Source organism: Priestia sp. MDV22-iso46 (genome assembly GCF_058629175.1).
Window position 1 is genome coordinate 567,262 of the sequence record NZ_JBZVWT010000002.1, and the last position, 18,533, is coordinate 585,794.

At 39.8% G+C, this 18,533-nt stretch carries 14 protein-coding genes and 1 pseudogene; all 15 read left to right on the top strand.

Annotated features, from left to right (window positions below; translation table 11 throughout):
• Positions 1-103 precede the first annotated feature (103 nt).
• The 15 genes and pseudogenes from AC4NPH_RS14865 to AC4NPH_RS14935 all read left to right on the top strand — a co-directional run bounded on the left by AC4NPH_RS14865 (position 104) and on the right by AC4NPH_RS14935 (position 18,460).
• Positions 104-1,801, top strand: a complete 1,698-nt coding sequence (locus AC4NPH_RS14865; protein ID WP_013058842.1) for a proline--tRNA ligase — start codon at positions 104-106, stop codon at positions 1,799-1,801.
• A gap of 118 nt (positions 1,802-1,919) precedes the next feature.
• Entirely contained in the window at positions 1,920-6,230 is a 4,311-nt protein-coding gene (locus AC4NPH_RS14870) for a PolC-type DNA polymerase III (protein ID WP_013058841.1), read from the top strand.
• A gap of 364 nt (positions 6,231-6,594) precedes the next feature.
• Positions 6,595-7,065, top strand: a complete 471-nt coding sequence (rimP, locus tag AC4NPH_RS14875) for a ribosome maturation factor RimP (RefSeq protein ID WP_491938798.1) — start codon at positions 6,595-6,597, stop codon at positions 7,063-7,065.
• 37 nt (positions 7,066-7,102) lie between these two features.
• Positions 7,103-8,215: a transcription termination factor NusA gene (nusA, locus tag AC4NPH_RS14880; protein WP_013058839.1), complete on the top strand. Its 1,113-nt coding sequence runs from the start codon at positions 7,103-7,105 to the stop codon at positions 8,213-8,215.
• Between the two features lie 13 nt (positions 8,216-8,228).
• Entirely contained in the window at positions 8,229-8,510 is a 282-nt protein-coding gene (gene rnpM / locus AC4NPH_RS14885; RefSeq protein WP_013058838.1) for an RNase P modulator RnpM, read from the top strand.
• Complete coding sequence (locus AC4NPH_RS14890) at positions 8,510-8,809, top strand: YlxQ family RNA-binding protein (protein ID WP_013058837.1); 300 nt, start codon at positions 8,510-8,512, stop codon at positions 8,807-8,809. Before rnpM ends, AC4NPH_RS14890 begins: the two co-directional genes overlap by 1 nt.
• Positions 8,810-8,831: 22 nt before the next feature.
• A pseudogene (gene infB / locus AC4NPH_RS14895) lies at positions 8,832-10,700 on the top strand (translation initiation factor IF-2); the annotation flags it as partial.
• Complete coding sequence (locus AC4NPH_RS14900) at positions 10,697-10,975, top strand: DUF503 domain-containing protein (RefSeq protein WP_013058835.1); 279 nt, start codon at positions 10,697-10,699, stop codon at positions 10,973-10,975. The pseudogene infB and the gene AC4NPH_RS14900, both read left to right, overlap by 4 nt.
• Before the next feature lie 14 nt (positions 10,976-10,989).
• Entirely contained in the window at positions 10,990-11,355 is a 366-nt protein-coding gene (rbfA, locus tag AC4NPH_RS14905; RefSeq protein ID WP_013058834.1) for a 30S ribosome-binding factor RbfA, read from the top strand.
• A gap of 92 nt (positions 11,356-11,447) precedes the next feature.
• Positions 11,448-12,365 carry a tRNA pseudouridine(55) synthase TruB gene (gene truB / locus AC4NPH_RS14910; RefSeq protein WP_013058833.1) on the top strand — a complete coding sequence of 306 codons (918 nt, stop codon included), beginning with the start codon at positions 11,448-11,450 and terminating at the stop codon, positions 12,363-12,365.
• Positions 12,366-12,393: 28 nt separating this feature from the next.
• Positions 12,394-13,350: a bifunctional riboflavin kinase/FAD synthetase gene (ribF, locus tag AC4NPH_RS14915; RefSeq protein ID WP_013058832.1), complete on the top strand. Its 957-nt coding sequence runs from the start codon at positions 12,394-12,396 to the stop codon at positions 13,348-13,350.
• A gap of 149 nt (positions 13,351-13,499) precedes the next feature.
• Positions 13,500-13,769 carry a 30S ribosomal protein S15 gene (rpsO, locus tag AC4NPH_RS14920; protein ID WP_013058831.1) on the top strand — a complete coding sequence of 90 codons (270 nt, stop codon included), beginning with the start codon at positions 13,500-13,502 and terminating at the stop codon, positions 13,767-13,769.
• A gap of 168 nt (positions 13,770-13,937) precedes the next feature.
• Positions 13,938-16,064, top strand: coding sequence for a polyribonucleotide nucleotidyltransferase (gene pnp, locus AC4NPH_RS14925; protein ID WP_013058830.1), 2,127 nt, complete (start codon positions 13,938-13,940; stop codon positions 16,062-16,064).
• A 142-nt stretch (positions 16,065-16,206) separates the two neighbouring features.
• Entirely contained in the window at positions 16,207-17,187 is a 981-nt protein-coding gene (locus AC4NPH_RS14930) for a polysaccharide deacetylase family protein (RefSeq protein WP_098197210.1), read from the top strand.
• Positions 17,188-17,215: 28 nt separating this feature from the next.
• Positions 17,216-18,460 (top strand): M16 family metallopeptidase, encoded by a 1,245-nt coding sequence (locus AC4NPH_RS14935; protein WP_013058828.1) that lies wholly within the window; start codon positions 17,216-17,218, stop codon positions 18,458-18,460.
• Positions 18,461-18,533 lie beyond the last annotated feature (73 nt).

Genomic DNA, 18,533 nt, shown 5'->3' on the forward strand with positions numbered 1-18,533 from the left:
CATACGCTCAGCGAGGGATACTCCCTCGCTGATTATATGAAAATTGCGGCATGGTCCGCCTAAAAAAAATAAGATAGAGAAGTAAGCAAAGAGGTGCGAGGTTATGAGACAAAGTTCTACATTGATTCCTACATTAAGAGAAGTGCCAGCTGATGCGGATATAAAAAGCCATCAGCTTCTATTGCGCGCAGGTTATATGCGCCAAAATGCAAGCGGCGTGTACAGCTTTTTACCGCTTGGTAAGCGCGTATTGCAAAAAGTTGAACAAATTGTTCGTGAAGAGATGGACCGTGCAGGTTCTGTCGAATTATTAATGCCTGCTTTACAACAAGCTGAATTGTGGCAAGAGTCTGGCCGCTGGTATTCATATGGACCTGAGTTAATGCGTATGAAAGATCGTCACGGCCGTGAATTTGCTTTGGGAGCAACACACGAAGAAGTTATCACAAGCTTGCTTCGTGACGAAGTGAAGTCATACAAACGTTTACCGCTGAATTTATATCAAATTCAAACGAAGTTCCGCGATGAAAAACGTCCACGCTTTGGCTTATTACGCGGTCGTGAATTTATTATGAAAGATGCATATTCGTTTCATGCTTCTCAAGAAAGTTTAGATGAAGTATATGACAAAATGTTTGCTGCCTACAGCCGCATCTTTGAGCGCTGCGGATTAAATTTCCGTGCGGTTATCGCTGATTCAGGTGCAATGGGCGGAAAAGATACGCATGAATTTATGGTTCTTTCTGAAATCGGGGAAGATACAATTGCTTATTCAGATACATCTTCTTATGCAGCAAATGTTGAAATGGCACCGGTTGTAAATACGTATGAAAAATCAGGTGAAGCTGAAAAAGAATTAACAAAGGTAGAAACACCAAATCAGCATAGCATTGAAGACGTAGCTGCTTTCTTAAATGTTGAAGCGACTTCTTGTATCAAGTCCCTTTTATTTAAAGTAGATGATCGTTTTGTGCTTGTACTTGTTCGCGGGGATCACGAAGTAAACGATATTAAAGTGAAAAACTATTTTGAAGCTTCCGTTGTTGAACTGGCAACTCCAGAAGAAACAAAAGAAGTATTAAAATGCGCAGTTGGTTCAGTAGGACCGATTGGAGTAAGTGATTCAGTAGAAGTGGTAGCTGATCATGCTGTAAAAGCAATTGCTAACGGTGTATGCGGAGCAAATGAAGAAGGTTATCACTACACAAATGTGAATGAACGTAACTTTAATGCAACTTACGAAGATTTCCGCTTCATCCAAGAAGGGGATCAGTCACCGGATGGACAAGGCGTTATTAAGTTCGCTAAAGGTATTGAAGTCGGACACGTCTTTAAGCTAGGAACTCGCTACAGTGAAGCGATGGGAGCAACGTATCTAGATGAGAACGGACGCAACCAGCCAATGATTATGGGCTGCTATGGTATTGGTGTTTCTCGTACGGTAGCTGCGATTGCAGAACAATTTAATGATGAGAACGGTCTTCTATGGCCAGAAGCTGTTACGCCTTATCAAGTGCACGTTATTCCAGTTAACGTGAAAAATGATGAACAGCGTGAACTAGGTGAGAAATTATATAATGAGTTATTAGATAATCGCTTTGAAGTGCTGTTAGATGACCGCCAAGAGCGTGCAGGAGTAAAATTTGCAGATTCAGATTTAATTGGTCTTCCTGTTCGAGTAACAGTTGGTAAACGTGCATCTGAAGGGATTGTAGAAGTAAAAGTACGCAAAACTGGGGAGTCATTAGAAGTGTCAGTTGACAATCTAGTTTCAACAGTGAAAGAACTGCTAGCGAAGTAATGAAGCAGCGGGGATTTGTATCCCTGCTGTTTTTATGTTTATAAACAGAACATATGACAGAATAGAAGTCATTTATGTTAAAATAGATTGCACTCATTTATAAAAGGAGGCAGAAAACTTGGAAGCACAAACGCTAGGAAAAAAAGAGCGTTTTAAGTTGCTGCTGCAGCAGTTAGAGCTGACGAGTGATCAAATTGTTCCTTACTTTGAAAACGCAGCGATTGAAAAGCTCGTCATTCAGAAAGAACAAAAAAGATGGCATTTCCATTTTTCTTTAGAAGGGTTATTACCTTTTGAGATTTATGAGTTATTCCATGCTCGCATGTCTTCAGCTTTTTCTCATATTGCGAGTGTTTCTTTTTCTATTCAAACCGTTAATAAAGAATGTACGGAAGAGCATGTACAGTCATATTGGAAGCATTGTATTGGAGAAATGCAGGGCATATCTCCCCTTTTACAGTCGCTTTTACAAGATCAAATGCCGAGATTGAACGGTGCCAAATTGATTGTGAACGCACGCCATGATGCAGAAGGAACGGCTTTACGTAAAAAGTATAGTCAGTTAATTGCTGATCAGTATGCGTCCTATGGGTTTCCGAACCTTCAGCTAATGACGGAAGTTGTACATTCAGAAGAAGCATTTCAGCAGTTTGTAGAGCAACGAAAACAAGAAGATACAGAAAAAGTATTACAAGCCATCACAGAAATGCAAAATAAAGAAAATGAAAAAAGTGATGGACCAGACCTACCAAAAGGTCCGCTTACAATTGGATATACGATTAAAGACGAGACGGTTCGCCTGGATTCCATTGTGGATGAAGAAAAGCGAATTGCCGTTGAAGGATACGTATTTGATGCAGAAACTAGAGAATTACGAAGCGGACGTACGCTTCTTATTTTTAAAGTGACAGATTATACAAACTCTATTATGGTTAAAATGTTTTCGCGTGACAAAGAAGATATTCCTTTACTTCAAGCTATTAAAAAAGGAATGTGGGTAAAGGTTCGCGGAAGTGTACAAAATGATACATTTGTCCGTGATCTAGTTATGATTGGAAATGATGTTAACGAGATTACCGGTCCCGCTAGACAGGATACAGCGCCTGAAGATGAAAAGCGTGTGGAACTTCACTTGCATACGCCAATGAGTCAAATGGATGCCGTTTCATCTGTTGGAGCTTTAGTCGGACAAGCCAAAAAATGGGGACATCCGGCTGTAGCGATAACTGATCACGCGGTTGCACAGTCGTTTCCTGAAGCGTATGGAGCCGGGAAAAAGAACGGCATTAAAATACTGTACGGAGTGGAAGTCAATTTAGTAGACGACGGCGTGCCGATTGCCTATAATCCGCAGCATGTGGATTTGACAGAAGCAACTTACGTCGTATTTGACGTCGAAACAACCGGTTTGTCAGCCGTGTACGATACCATTATTGAACTTGCTGCCGTGAAGATGAAAGAAGGCGAAATCATCGATCGATTTGAACGGTTTGCAAATCCTCATCATCCTCTGTCTGCAACAACAATTGAGCTGACGGGTATTACAGATGATATGGTCCAAAATGCGCCTGAAATCTCAGAAGTACTTCGGGATTTTCACGAGTGGATGGGCGACAGTATTTTAGTCGCTCATAATGCAAGCTTTGATATGGGATTTTTAAATATGGGACTGCAAAAAATCGGATTAGAAAAAGCAGCTAACGGCGTTATTGATACGCTTGAACTCGGAAGATTTTTGTATCCGCATATGAAAAACCATCGTTTAAATACTCTTGCGAAAAAGTTTGATATTGAACTTGTGCAGCATCACCGCGCGATTTATGATGCGGAAACAACCGGCTATTTGTTAAATAAAATGCTGAAAGATGCATTTGAACGCGAAATTACGATGCACGATCGCTTAAATGATTATATGGGAGAAGGGAATGCATATCAGCGGGCCCGTCCTTATCATGCGACGCTTTTAGCACAAAACGACGTAGGTTTAAAAAATCTATTTAAACTCGTTTCGATTTCTCATTTAAATTACTTTTATCGAGTTCCGCGAATTCCAAGATCTCAGCTCGACAAATATCGAGAAGGCATCTTGATTGGAACCGCATGTGACCGAGGCGAAGTATTCGAAGGCATGATGCAAAAAGGAATTGATGAAGTAGAAGGAGCAGCTGAATTTTATGATTACATCGAAGTGCAGCCTCCTGACAACTACAAGCACTTAATTGAACTGGATTTAGTGCGAGATGAGAAAGCCTTAAAAGATATTATCAGCAATATTGTGAAGCTCGGTGAAAAGATTGGAAAGCCGGTTGTAGCAACAGGAAATGTTCACTATCTCAATCCGGAAGACAAAATTTACCGAAAAATTTTAATTGGTTCACAAGGCGGGGCTAACCCGTTAAACCGTCACCAGCTGCCGGATGTTCATTTTAGATCAACGGATGAGATGCTGAATTGTTTTTCATTTTTAGACGGGGACAAAGCGAAAGAAATTGTTGTTCATAATACGCAAAAAATAGCGGATATGATTGACGATATTAAACCAATTAAAGATGATTTATATACACCAAAAATTGAAGGTGCAGACGAAGAAATGCGTGAAATGAGCTATGCGATGGCACGCAGCATCTACGGTGAAGAGCTGCCTGAAGTAGTAGAAGCTCGCCTAGAGAAAGAGTTGAAAAGTATTATCGGCCACGGGTTTGCCGTTATTTACTTGATCTCGCATAAACTCGTTAAAAAATCCTTGAATGATGGTTACTTAGTTGGTTCACGTGGTTCCGTAGGGTCTTCATTCGTTGCGACGATGACGGAAATTACAGAAGTAAACCCACTGCCGCCGCATTATGTTTGTCCAAAATGTAAGAAATCCGAGTTTTTTAATGACGGTTCCGTTGGTTCTGGATTCGACTTGCCGGATAAAAGCTGTGAAGATTGTGGCGTACCATTTATTAAAGACGGACACGATATTCCGTTTGAAACGTTCTTAGGATTCAAAGGAGATAAAGTTCCTGATATCGATTTGAACTTCTCCGGAGAGTATCAGCCGCGAGCTCATAACTATACAAAAGTACTGTTTGGACAAGATAATGTATACCGCGCGGGAACAATCGGTACAGTAGCCGAAAAAACAGCTTATGGCTATGTCAAAGGCTATGCCGGTGACCGTGATTTACATTTACGAAACGCAGAAGTGGATCGTTTAGTAGCAGGATGTACGGGCGTAAAACGTACAACGGGTCAGCATCCAGGGGGGATTATCGTTGTACCGGACTATATGGATATTTTCGATTTTTCACCGATCCAGTTTCCAGCTGACGACCGCAATTCCGAATGGAGAACAACTCATTTTGACTTCCATTCGATTCATGATAATTTATTAAAACTTGATATACTCGGACACGATGATCCGACCGTGATTCGCATGCTTCAAGATTTAAGTGGAATTGATCCAAAAACGATTCCGACGGATGATCCTGAAGTGATGAAAATTTTTAGCGGAACGGAATCACTTGGCGTAACAGAAGAGCAAATTATGTGTAAAACAGGAACGCTTGGCATACCTGAATTTGGAACGCGCTTTGTGCGTCAAATGTTAGAAGATACGAAGCCAACGACGTTTTCAGAGCTTGTTCAAATCTCGGGACTGTCTCACGGGACGGACGTATGGCTTGGTAATGCGCAGGAGCTAATTCGCAATGATATTTGCAACTTAAGTGAAGTAATCGGCTGTCGTGATGATATTATGGTTTATTTAATTTATCAAGGTCTTGAACCGTCACTTGCCTTTAAAATTATGGAGTCTGTGCGTAAAGGGAAAGGGCTAACACCTGAATTTGAAGAAGAAATGATCAAAAATGGTGTACCGGACTGGTATATTGATTCCTGTAAAAAGATCAAGTACATGTTCCCTAAAGCCCATGCCGCTGCTTATGTATTGATGGCCGTGCGTATTGCTTACTTTAAAGTGCATCACGCGCTTCTTTATTACGCAGCGTACTTTACGGTTCGTGCAGATGACTTTGATATTGATACGATGATTAAAGGCTCAACTGCCATTCGAGCGAAGATGGAAGAAATCAACGCTAAAGGTTTAGATGCATCTCCTAAAGAGAAAAACTTATTAACAGTGCTTGAGCTTTCTTTAGAAATGTGCGAACGAGGCTATTCGTTTAAAAAAGTAGATTTATATAAATCAAGCGCAGATGAATTTTTAATTGACGGCACGTCTTTAGTGCCACCGTTTAATGCCATTCCCGGTCTGGGTACAAATGCAGCGCTGAATATTGTAAAAGCTCGTGAAACAGGAGAGTTTTTATCGAAAGAAGACTTGCAGCAGCGAGGCAAAGTATCGAAGACGATTTTAGAGTATCTAGACAACCATGGATGCCTTGAATCATTACCTGATCAGAACCAGCTTTCTCTTTTCTAACATTTGCATAAAATAAGCGGTTATGATATAGTAATTGTGGAAATGCTAAGGATACGGACGAGAAAGAGTGGGGAAACCCGCTCTTTCTTATTGATATGAACTTACTGACATAGTAAGTAGTATGGAGAACGAATCGGCTTCTAGCATGATTCGTTTTTTCTGTAGATTTTCAATCACCATGATTGATTTATTATGTGACGTTTAAAATCCTGCAACACAAATGACAACATTTCCACTCTAGTAGGTTAGACCTCTTATAGAGTGCAAAATAAAAATAGCAAATAAACCACTCTTTTTTGATATAAGAGACATAAAAAACGCGTAACCTAAACATACCATGCAATGTCTCGAAGGGAGGATTAGAATGAGTAAAAATGTAAAACAAACAGTGGAAGAAATGGTTTCCCCTATCTTAGAGGAAATGAATTTAGAGCTTGTTGAAATTGAATACGTAAAAGAAGGAAAAGATTGGTTTTTACGTGTGTTTATCGACTCTGATAACGGCGTGGATATCGAAGACTGCGGAGCAGTAAGTGAAAAATTGAGTGAGAAAATGGATGCAGTAGATCCAATCCCTCATAACTATTTTTTAGAAATATCATCGCCTGGTGCGGAACGCCCATTAAAAAAAGATAAAGATTTTGAACGTGCAATTGGTAAGCATGTATACATAAAAACATATGAACCAATTGAAGGTGCAAAAGAATTTGAAGGCGAATTACAATCATTTGACGGAGAAACTGTCACATTATCTATTCGTATCAAAACACGCACAAAAACAGTGGTTTTACCATATGACAAAGTCGCTTTTGCTCGATTAGCGATTGTATTTTAATGTGTAGGGGCCAATATTAAAGGGGGATTATCCAACGATGAGCAGTGAGTTATTTGATGCCTTAGTCATTCTTGAAAAAGAGAAAGGCATTAGCAAAGATGTAATTATTGAAGCAATTGAAGCAGCGCTAATTTCTGCTTACAAACGCAACTTTAACCAAGCGCAAAACGTACGCGTTGATTTAAATTTAGAAAGAGGTTCAATGCGCGTGTTTGCTCGCAAAGATGTGGTTGATGAAGTATATGATCCACGCCTGGAAATTTCGGTTGAAGAAGCACAAACAATCAACCCTAACTTCCAGCTAGACGATGTGGTTGAAATCGAAGTAACGCCAAAAGACTTTGGACGCATCGCGGCTCAAACAGCAAAACAAGTTGTTACACAGCGTGTTCGTGAGGCGGAACGAGGCGTTATCTATTCAGAGTTCAGCGATCGCGAAGAAGATATTATGACAGGTATTGTTCAGCGTCAAGATTCTCGCTTCATTTATGTGAGCCTTGGCAAAATTGAAGCATTGCTTCCTCAAAGCGAGCAAATGCCAAATGAACAGTATAAACCTCATGATCGTATTAAAGTGTATATTACGAAAGTAGAAAAAACAACAAAAGGCCCACAAATCTATGTTTCACGTACGCACCCAGGTCTTTTAAAACGTCTTTTCGAAAAAGAAGTACCGGAAATCTATGACGGTACAGTTGAATTAAAATCAGTAGCTCGCGAAGCTGGAGACCGTTCAAAAATCTCTGTTCATTCTGAGTATGCTGAAGTAGATCCGGTCGGTTCTTGTGTTGGGCCAAAAGGTCAGCGCGTACAGGCTGTTGTAAATGAACTAAAAGGTGAAAAAATTGACATCGTTCGCTGGTCAAATGACCCAGTTGAATTTGTTGCCAATGCTTTAAGTCCATCTAAGGTAGTAGATGTGATTGTAGATGAAAATGAAAAAGCAACAACTGTTATCGTTCCTGACTATCAGCTGTCACTTGCAATTGGTAAACGTGGACAAAATGCACGTCTAGCTGCTAAGCTGACAGGCTGGAAAATTGATATTAAAAGTCAATCAGAAGCTGAACAAGAAGGTATGGTTGTAAAAAACAGCGATGATATGCTAGTAAGTCAACATGCATTTGATTCAGATGAAGATATGGAATAAGAGGTGAGCCAAGGTGAACAATCGTAAAAAAGTCCCGATGCGAAAATGTGTGGCCACTGGAGAAATGAAGCCTAAAAAAGAGCTAGTACGCGTTGTACGCTCAAAAGAAGGCGACGTTTCAGTTGATGTAACGGGTAAAAAGTCCGGGCGCGGAGCTTATGTAAGCAAGGATAAAGAAGCAATTTTATTGGCAAAAAAGAAAAATGTGCTTTCGACACATTTAGGCGCGTCAATAGATGAAGCGGTTTATGAAGAGTTGCTAGCGCTTGTAGAAAAGGAGAAACAGTCACGCTAATGAATGAACAATGGATCTCCTTTTTAGGGCTTGCAAACCGTGCACGCAAATTGATTTCTGGAGAAGAACTTGTGGTTAGAGAAGTTCGGAAACAAAAAGCAAAGTTAGTACTTTTAGCAAGCGATGCGTCTGAAAACACAAAGAAAAAAGTAACGGATAAATGTTCTTACTACAACGTTTCGGTTAAAATCGTTCCCGATCGCTATACGCTAGGTCAAGCGATTGGTAAAGATGCTCGAGTTGTAGTAGCGGTGATGGACGAGGGATTTGCTAAAAAGCTAGCAACGATGCTCGGTTAATTTTATGGGGGTGAAAGTATTGAATAAAAATACAAAATCAACAGCTAACAAAGGAAACAATAAAGGTAACAAAAAGCCACAGGCACAAAAGTCACAGGCACCAAAAGGTAGACCAGCTCCAGCAGCTGCAAAAGAGTTACCGGAAAAAGTAACGTTTGTCGGAAGCTTAACGGTTTCTGAGTTAGCAAAAGAATTAGGCAAAGAGCCTTCTGAAATTATTAAAAAACTATTTATGCTTGGTGTAATGGCAACAATTAACCAAGAGTTAGATAAAGATTCTATCGAACTAATTGCCGGAGAATACGGTGTAGAAGTTGAAGAAGAAGTAGTAGTAGATGACACTGCTTTTGAATCATTAGAAATCATTGATGACGAAAAAGACCTTCAAGTGCGTCCTCCAGTTGTTACAATTATGGGTCACGTTGACCACGGTAAAACGACGCTTCTTGACTCTATCCGTAACACAAAAGTAACGGCTGCAGAAGCAGGCGGTATCACGCAGCATATCGGTGCTTATCAAGTTGTGGTTGACGAAAAGAAAATCACGTTCCTTGATACACCAGGACATGCTGCATTTACAACGATGCGTGCTCGCGGTGCGCAAGTAACGGATATTACAATCCTTGTTGTTGCAGCAGACGATGGTGTAATGCCTCAAACAATTGAAGCGATTAACCATGCAAAAGCGGCAGAAGTGCCAATTATTGTTGCGGTTAACAAAATGGATAAAGAAGCAGCAAATCCAGATCGCGTTATGCAAGAACTAATGGAGCACGGCCTTGTAGCTGAAGAGTGGGGCGGAGAAACAATCTTCTGTAAGCTTTCAGCCATTTCAGGTGAAGGGATCGATCAATTGCTTGAAATGATTTTACTTGTAAGTGAAGTAGAAGAGTTAAAAGCAAATCCTAACCGTCGTGCAGCAGGTACAGTTGTAGAAGCACAGCTAGATAAAGGCCGTGGGTCTGTAGCAACGCTTCTTGTTCAAACTGGTACACTACGCGTAGGTGATCCAATCGTAGTCGGAAATACGTTTGGCCGCGTTCGCGCAATGGTAAATGATATCGGCCGCCGAGTGAAGGAAGTAGGACCATCTACTCCGGTTGAGATTACTGGCTTAAACGAAGTTCCGTTAGCTGGAGATCGTTTCTTAGTGTTTGAAGATGAGAAAACAGCTCGTCAAATCGGAGAAGCTCGTGCTCAAAAGCAGCTTGAACAACAGCGTGGTGAAAAATCTCGCGTAAGCTTAGATGATTTATTTGAAAAAATTAAACAAGGTGAAATGAAAGACTTAAATCTTATCGTAAAAGCAGACGTACAAGGTTCTGTAGAAGCATTGGCTGCTGCTCTTCAAAAGATTGATGTAGAGGGTGTAAATGTTCGTATTATCCATACGGGTGTAGGTGCGATTACAGAATCTGATATCATTCTTGCAACTGCTTCTAACGCAATCGTTATCGGCTTTAACGTGCGTCCGGATGCTGGAGCAAAACGTACAGCTGACGTAGAAAACGTAGATATTCGTCTTCACCGCATTATTTATAAAGTAATTGAAGAAATTGAATCTGCGATGAAAGGAATGCTTGATCCTGAGTTTGCTGAAAAAATCATCGGTCAAGTGGAAGTACGTCAAACATTCAAAGTATCAAAAGTTGGTACAATCGCAGGAAGTTACGTAACAGACGGTAAAATTACACGTAACAGTGGAATTCGTTTAATCCGTGACGGAATTGTTATCTTTGAAGGTGAAGTAGATGTGCTAAAACGCTTTAAAGACGATGCAAAAGAAGTCGCTCAAGGATATGAGTGTGGTATTACAATTAAAAACTTCAATGATATTAAAGAAGGAGATATTATTGAAGCATATGTAATGGAGCAAATTGATCCTAAATGATTGGACTAGTGGAGTGTGAATGCTTAATTTACGATGCTGCTTCTCTTAAAGAAAAACGTGCCGTGCTTCAGCGCATCTTGATGCGCTTGAAGCAGCGGTTTAACGTATCAGTTTCAGAAACTGATTTTCAAGATGTGTGGCAACGAACAAAAATTAGCATTGTCGCAGTCTCATCTAGCCGTGTCACAACGGAACAAGAACTGCAAAAAGCGCTAAGCTTGATTGATTCTTTTCCAGAGATTGAACGTACCATTACAACTTTTGATTGGTTATAAAAGGGGTGACACAGATGAACATAAGAGCAACTAGAGTCGGAGAACAAATGAAAAAAGAGATGGGCGAGATTTTAAATCGTAAAATCAAGGATCCGCGCATCGGTTTTGTGACTGTAACAGATGTTCAAGTATCAGGCGATTTACAGCAAGCGAAAGTGTATATCTCTGTTTTAGGAGATGCTGAACAGCGTGAGAATACGTTAAAAGGCCTTGCGAAAGCAAAAGGATTTATCCGCTCAGAAATCGGTCAGCGCATTCGCTTACGTAAAACACCTGAAATTACGTTTGAGTTTGATGAATCAATTGATTATGGTAATCGAATTGAATCATTGCTTCATGAAATTAAAAAAGAAAGCGATGACCATCAAGAGAACGAATAAGATCAGTGAATGTAGAAACAAAAAAGGGTGTCTCAAAAGTGGTTTTTGCTTCTGAGACACCCTTTTTTAAATGAAAAGGAGATGAAGAATGAGTGGACGGTGTTTTAGTTTTACATAAACCAGCTGGCCTGACTTCGCACGACTGTGTGTTTAAAGTCCGAAAGCTGCTTCGCACTAAAAAAGTAGGGCATACAGGCACATTAGACCCAGACGTTACAGGGGTATTGCCTATTTGTATCGGTAGAGCTACCAAGATTGTAGAATATCTAACAGGAGCTACTAAAACCTATGAAGGAGAAGTTACACTCGGATTTTCTACAACAACAGAAGATTCTTCCGGAGAGGTTGTAGAAGAAAAGAAAGTAGAGGATTCTTTTTCACGTGCTCAAATCGAAGAAGTGCTGTCTTCGATGACAGGAGAACTTCAGCAAGTCCCTCCAATGTATTCAGCGGTAAAGGTCAAAGGTAAAAAACTATATGAATATGCAAGGCAAGGAATCGAGGTAGAGCGCCCTGTTAGAACTATTCATATCTATAGCTTTGAACTGCTGGATGATCGCTCTACATTTGAGGGAGAACAGATTTCCTTCAAATTCCGCGTAACGTGCAGCAAAGGTACATATGTGCGAACGCTTGCTGTGATGATTGGAGAAGCTCTTGGCTATCCATCTCATATGTCTTATTTGCAGCGAACAGGTTCCGGGCAGTTTTCACTGGAAGATTGTGTGACATTCGAAGATATTGAACGGGCGGTAGAAGAAGAAACGATCACTGAGAAACTGCATTCGATCGAAGAAGCTCTTAATCATTTGCCGAAACTTCAAATTAGTGATACATTAGCAGAGAAAGTGAAAAATGGCGCGGTATTGCCGTGCACGGAAGATGAAGAGTTAAAAAAAGAACCATTCTTTTTAATGATAAATTCTGCAGGCAAGTGCTTAGCAATTTATGCTCAGCACCCAACAAAAAAACATTTAATGAAGCCGGTTAAAGTGTTGGCAATCGACTAGACCGGTTAGAGAAAAGGTGAACTGTGTTTTGGAAACGATTGAAATTCGACATCCACACCACTTTCAACGAGAAGCTGTTCAACAATCAGTGTTAGCGCTTGGTTATTTTGATGGTGTGCATTTAGGGCATCAGCAAGTGATAAATTCAGCAAAACAGTTAGCGGATGAAAAAGGCATAGCTAGTGCTGTTATGACGTTTACTCCTCACCCTTCTGTGGTGCTTGGGCGCAATGTGCAGCACATTGATATGATCACACCACTTCAAGAAAAAAAGAAACTCATTGAGGAAATGGGAATTGACTTTTTATATATCGTTCATTTTGATAAACAGTTTGCAGCACTATTGCCTCAAGAGTTTGTTGATCAGTATATTATTGGCCTGAATGTGCAGCATGTGGTAGCTGGATTTGACTATACGTATGGAAAGTTAGGTAAAGGAACAATGGAAATACTACCATTTCATTCTCGATCAAAATTCACTCAAACAACAATTGATAAGTTAACAAATGGCGAAGAAAAAATTAGTTCAACGCTTATTCGCGAAAATTTAGCAAATGGAGACATGCATCGAGTAAAAGAGCTGCTTGGGCGCTATTATGAAGTGTCAGGTACAGTAACTCATGGAGAAAAGCGAGGCAGGCAAATAGGTTTTCCGACTGCTAACATCGCTTTAGACGATGAGTATTTACTTCCGCGCATCGGCGTGTATGCTGTTGAGCTTCAGCTCCACGGCAAGTGGTATGCAGGAGTATGCAACGTGGGCTACAAGCCGACTTTTCACGATAATTTAGAAAAGCCAACAATCGAAGTCCACTTATTATCATTTGACGAGCAAATCTACGATCAGCACGTAACGGTGAAATGGCACCGAATGATTCGTTCAGAAAAAAAGTTTAGCGGCATCGAAGAGCTTGTCGGTCAGATCTCAAAGGACAAGGAAGAAGCCCTTGCTTATTTTGAAGGAATTCAAAAGCATAAGAAATAAAAAAATATATATAAATAGTTGCTACGACTTGCTTTTTGTTCTAATAAGTAGTAACATAACACTTGTATGTAAAACAACCATTGCTTGGCATTACGATTCACCAACGTTTTGCTCGGTAACTGGGGTTTAATAATAAGGAGGTGAATAGGATGGCTATCACACAAGAGCGTAAAAATGAAATCATTAGTGAGTACAAAACTCATGCGAACGACACTGGTTCTCCAGAAGTTCAAATCGCTGTCCTAACAGAGCAAATTAACAATCTAAACGGTCACTTACGTACTCATAAAAAGGATCACCATTCACGTCGTGGTCTTTTAAAAATGGTAGGTCGACGTCGTAACTTACTTAACTACCTACGTAACAAAGACGTTACTCGTTATCGTGAGTTAATCAACAAACTTGGTTTACGTCGATAATAAGAAGAAAGCGGGAGCATTCCCGCTTTTTTAGTATGTACATTTAAGAAACATTAAAGATGCTACATAATGTGAAAAAAGCTATTGTTTTTGGATATTTCGTTTATAATAAAACTATCACATTTGATTACATACATATTTTATATGTAGAGAGGGGTACTCGTCGATATGGAACAAGAAAAACGAGTGTTCTCCGTAGATCTAGCTGGACGAAAGCTAGAAGTTGAAGTTGGCCAGTTGGCAAAACAAGCAAATGGCGCAGCATTAATCCGCTATGGAGACACAGTTGTATTAAGTACAGCAACGGCTTCAAAAGAGCCTAAAAATGTAGATTTCTTCCCGTTAACAGTAAACTATGAAGAGCGTTTATATGCAGTCGGTAAAATCCCAGGTGGATTCATTAAGCGTGAAGGCAGACCAAGTGAAAAAGCAATCTTGGCTAGCCGTTTAATCGACCGTCCGATTCGTCCTTTATTCGCAGATGGTTTCCGAAATGAAGTTCAAGTTGTCAGCGTTGTAATGAGCGTAGATCAAAACTGTTCTTCAGAAATCGCGGCAATGTTCGGTTCTTCATTAGCATTATCAGTATCTGATATTCCATTTGAAGGTCCTATTGCAGGCGTAATCGTAGGCCGTGTAGACAATGAATTTGTTGTAAACCCAACGGTAGATGAGCTTGAAAAAAGCGATATTCATCTGACGGTTGCTGGTACAAAAGACGCGATCAACATGGTTGAAGCAGGCGCTGATGAAGTACCGGAAGAAGTAATGTTAGAAGCAATTATGTTTGGACATGAGCAAATTAAAAAATTAATTGCGTTCCAAGAAGAAATTGTAGCAGCAGTAGGCAAAGAAAAAGTAGAAGTTGAGCTTTATACTGTTGATGCTGACCTTGAGCGTCAAGTTCGTGAAATTGCAGAAGGTGACATGAACCGTGCCGTTCAAGTTCAAGAAAAGCACGCGCGCGAAAATGCGATTAAAGAAGTGAAAAGCGCAGTAGCTGCAAAATTTGAAGAGCAAGATGTAGAAGAAGAAGTACTAAATCAAGTGAATGAAATTTTATCGAAGCTTGTTAAAAGTGAAGTGCGTCGCTTGATCACAGAAGAAAAAGTGCGTCCTGATGGCCGTAGTATTGATGAAATTCGTCCACTTTCTTCTGAAACAAACTTGCTTCCTCGTACACACGGATCTGGATTATTTACGCGTGGACAAACTCAAGCGCTTAGCATCTGTACATTAGGTGCACTTGGCGATGTGCAAATTTTAGATGGTTTAAGTGTAGAAGAATCTAAACGCTTCATGCATCACTATAACTTCCCTTCATTTAGTGTTGGTGAAACTAGACCGATGCGCGGACCGGGTCGTCGTGAAATTGGACATGGTGCGCTAGGTGAACGTGCACTTGAGCCGGTTATTCCAAATGAAAAAGATTTCCCTTATACAATTCGTCTTGTATCTGAAGTATTAGAGTCAAACGGTTCTACTTCACAAGCAAGTATTTGTGCAAGTACGCTTGCAATGATGGATGCTGGGGTTCCAATTAAAGCACCTGTAGCAGGGATTGCCATGGGTCTGATCAAATCAGGTGAACACTACTCGATTCTAACGGACATTCAAGGAATGGAAGATCACCTAGGAGATATGGACTTTAAAGTAGCAGGTACGGAAAATGGCGTAACTGCGCTTCAAATGGATATTAAAATTGACGGGTTATCTCGTGAAATTTTGGATGAAGCCCTTCAACAAGCAAAAAAAGGCCGTATGCAGATCTTAAATCATATGATGTCAACGATTGCTACGCCTCGTCAAGAGCTTTCTCAATATGCGCCTAAGATCCTTACAATGGCTATTAACCCTGATAAAATTCGTGATGTTATTGGACCAAGCGGCAAGCAAATCAATAAAATCATCGAAGAAACAGGCGTTAAAATTGATATCGAACAAGATGGTACAATCTTCATTTCTTCTATTGATCAGCCGATGAATGAAAAAGCGAAGAAAATTATTGAAGATCTTGTACGCGAAGTTGAAGTCGGCCAAATGTACTTAGGAAAAGTAAAACGAATTGAAAAATTCGGTGCATTTGTAGAAATCTTCAGCGGAAAAGATGGGCTTGTTCACATTTCAGAGCTTGCAGAAGAGCGTATTGGAAAAGTGGAAGACGTTGTATCGATTGGCGACGAGATTTTAGTTAAGGTTATGGAAATTGATAAACAAGGCCGCGTTAACTTATCTCGTAAAGCAATTTTAAAAGAACAAAAAGAAAAAGAAGAAAAAGCAAAAGAAACAAAATAATCTTCTTTTACTACTATATAGATATTGTGAAATCGTCCATACATGAAGAAAATCCATGTTTAGGGCGATTTTATCGTTTGTAGATGTTTGTTCTACCTTGTCCTCTTTATACATATTTTAAATGGTAAAGGGGGAAGGATAAGTGAAGAGAACCATTGTGCAATTTACAGCATTTCTATTTTTACTGGCAATTACATATAAATCTATTTATAATCCTTTTGCTGAAGCATATATAGAAGCACTTAAATCCGATGTACAACTTGTATCAGCTCAGCATGATGCGTTATATCAAAAGATTGAAGAAAAAGCAAAAGATTATGAAAAGCCAGCAGCGAATGCACGAATCGATCCCGTTTGGAAACGGGTTCCTGGCTATAACGGCATAAAAGTTGATCTTGCTGCTTCTTATAAAAATATGAAACCTGCGGGTAAATTTGATGAAAAAAAACTAGTGTACAAACAGGTTAGACCAAAGGTTCACTTGAGTGATTTACCGCAGGAACCTATCTACCGTGGACACGATGAAAAGCCTATGGTATCGTTTACAGTGAACGTAGCATGGGGGAACGAGTATTTGCCTAAAATGTTAGAAGTGCTAAAAAAGCACCATGCTAAAGCAACTTTCTTTTTAGAAGGAAAATGGGTTAAAAATAATCCAGATATGGCAAAAATGATTGTAGACGCAGGTCATGAAGTAGGAAACCACTCTTATTCTCATCCTGATATGGCCACTTTATCGGCTAGTCAAATCAATCAGCAGCTTAAAAAAACGAATGATATTATTACATCTACTACGGGACAAAAAGTAAAATGGTTTGCTCCGCCGAGCGGCAGTTTTCGCCCCGAAGTAGTAACGCTTGCTTCTCAGTTAAAAATGAGTACCATCATGTGGACGGTTGATACAATCGATTGGCAAAAGCCAAGTTCAGAAGTGTTAATTAATCGAGTAATGAAAAAGATTCACCCAGGGGCTATTGTACTGATGCACCCGACTGAATCAACGGCCGAATCGCTTGAACAATTGTTAACCGATATTGAACGCAAAGGCCTGAAAGTTAGCGATGTGTCAACAATGCTAGATGAAGAACGAATGATGAAAATACCTTCTTCTACTAAGAAGTAAGTGAGATAAGCAAAAGGGAGGCACTAGCTTGATAAAACGATATACGTGCAAAAATGGTGTAAGAATTGTATTGGAAAATATCCCAACTGTTCGATCTGTGGCCATTGGGGTGTGGATCGGAACGGGTTCTCGAAGTGAACACCCTGAAATTAATGGTGTATCACATTTTCTTGAACATATGTTTTTTAAAGGAACAAAAACAAGATCTGCTCGTGAAATTGCAGAAAGCTTCGATCGCATTGGGGGACAAGTAAATGCATTCACTTCTAAAGAATACACGTGCTACTATGCAAAAGTATTAGACGAACACGCAGATCAAGCGCTAGATGTGCTGGCGGATATGTTCTTTAATTCTTCATTTGATGAAGAGGAATTAGCTCGTGAAAAAAATGTTGTATATGAAGAAATTAAAATGTATGAAGATACACCTGATGATATTGTACATGATTTATTAGGAAAAGCCGTATATGGCAATCATCCATTAGGCTATCCAATTTTAGGAACGGAAGATACGTTAAAAACATTTAACGGTGATTCGCTTCGTCAGTATATGGAGCAAATGTATATTCCCGAAAACATTGTTATTTCAGTAGCTGGAAACATTGATGAAAGTTTTATTCAACAGGTGGAAAACTATTTTGGTACATATACGTCAAGTCATTCCGCTCATCAATATGTTCAGCCAGAGTTCCATACAAATCATATTGCGCGCAAAAAGGAAACAGAACAAGCTCATCTTTGCCTTGGCTTTAAAGGTTTGCCAATCGGCGGAGAAGATGTATATAGCTTAATTGTATTAAATAACGTGCTTGGCGGAAGTATGAGCAGTCGTTTGTTCCAAGAAGTCCGTGAACAGCGCGGCTTGGCTTATTCTGTTTTCTCTTATCATTCTTCTTATCGAGACAGCGGTCTTGTCACGATTTATGGGGGGACGGGAAGCCATCAGCTCGACGTATTATATGATACGGTTCAAGAAACGCTTTATGATCTGAAAGACAAAGGGATTACGGATAAAGAACTTTCTAACAGCAAAGAGCAGCTGAAAGGAAACTTAATGCTGAGTCTTGAAAGTACAAATAGCCGTATGAGCAGAAACGGAAAAAATGAGTTAATGCTAGGCTATCACCGCTCATTAGATGAGATTTTAGACCTTGTTAATGCCGTGACTAAAGATAGTGTAAATGGTCTTGCGCGAGATATTTTCAAAGATGAATTTGCTCTTTCATTAATAAGCCCGAGTGGAGATTTACCTAAAGGTTTTAAAGGAAATTAAACAGTAACAGTAAGGTTGGCTAAAATAATTGAGCCAGCCTTATTTTTTTGTCATTTTTTGTATGGTTGTTCAA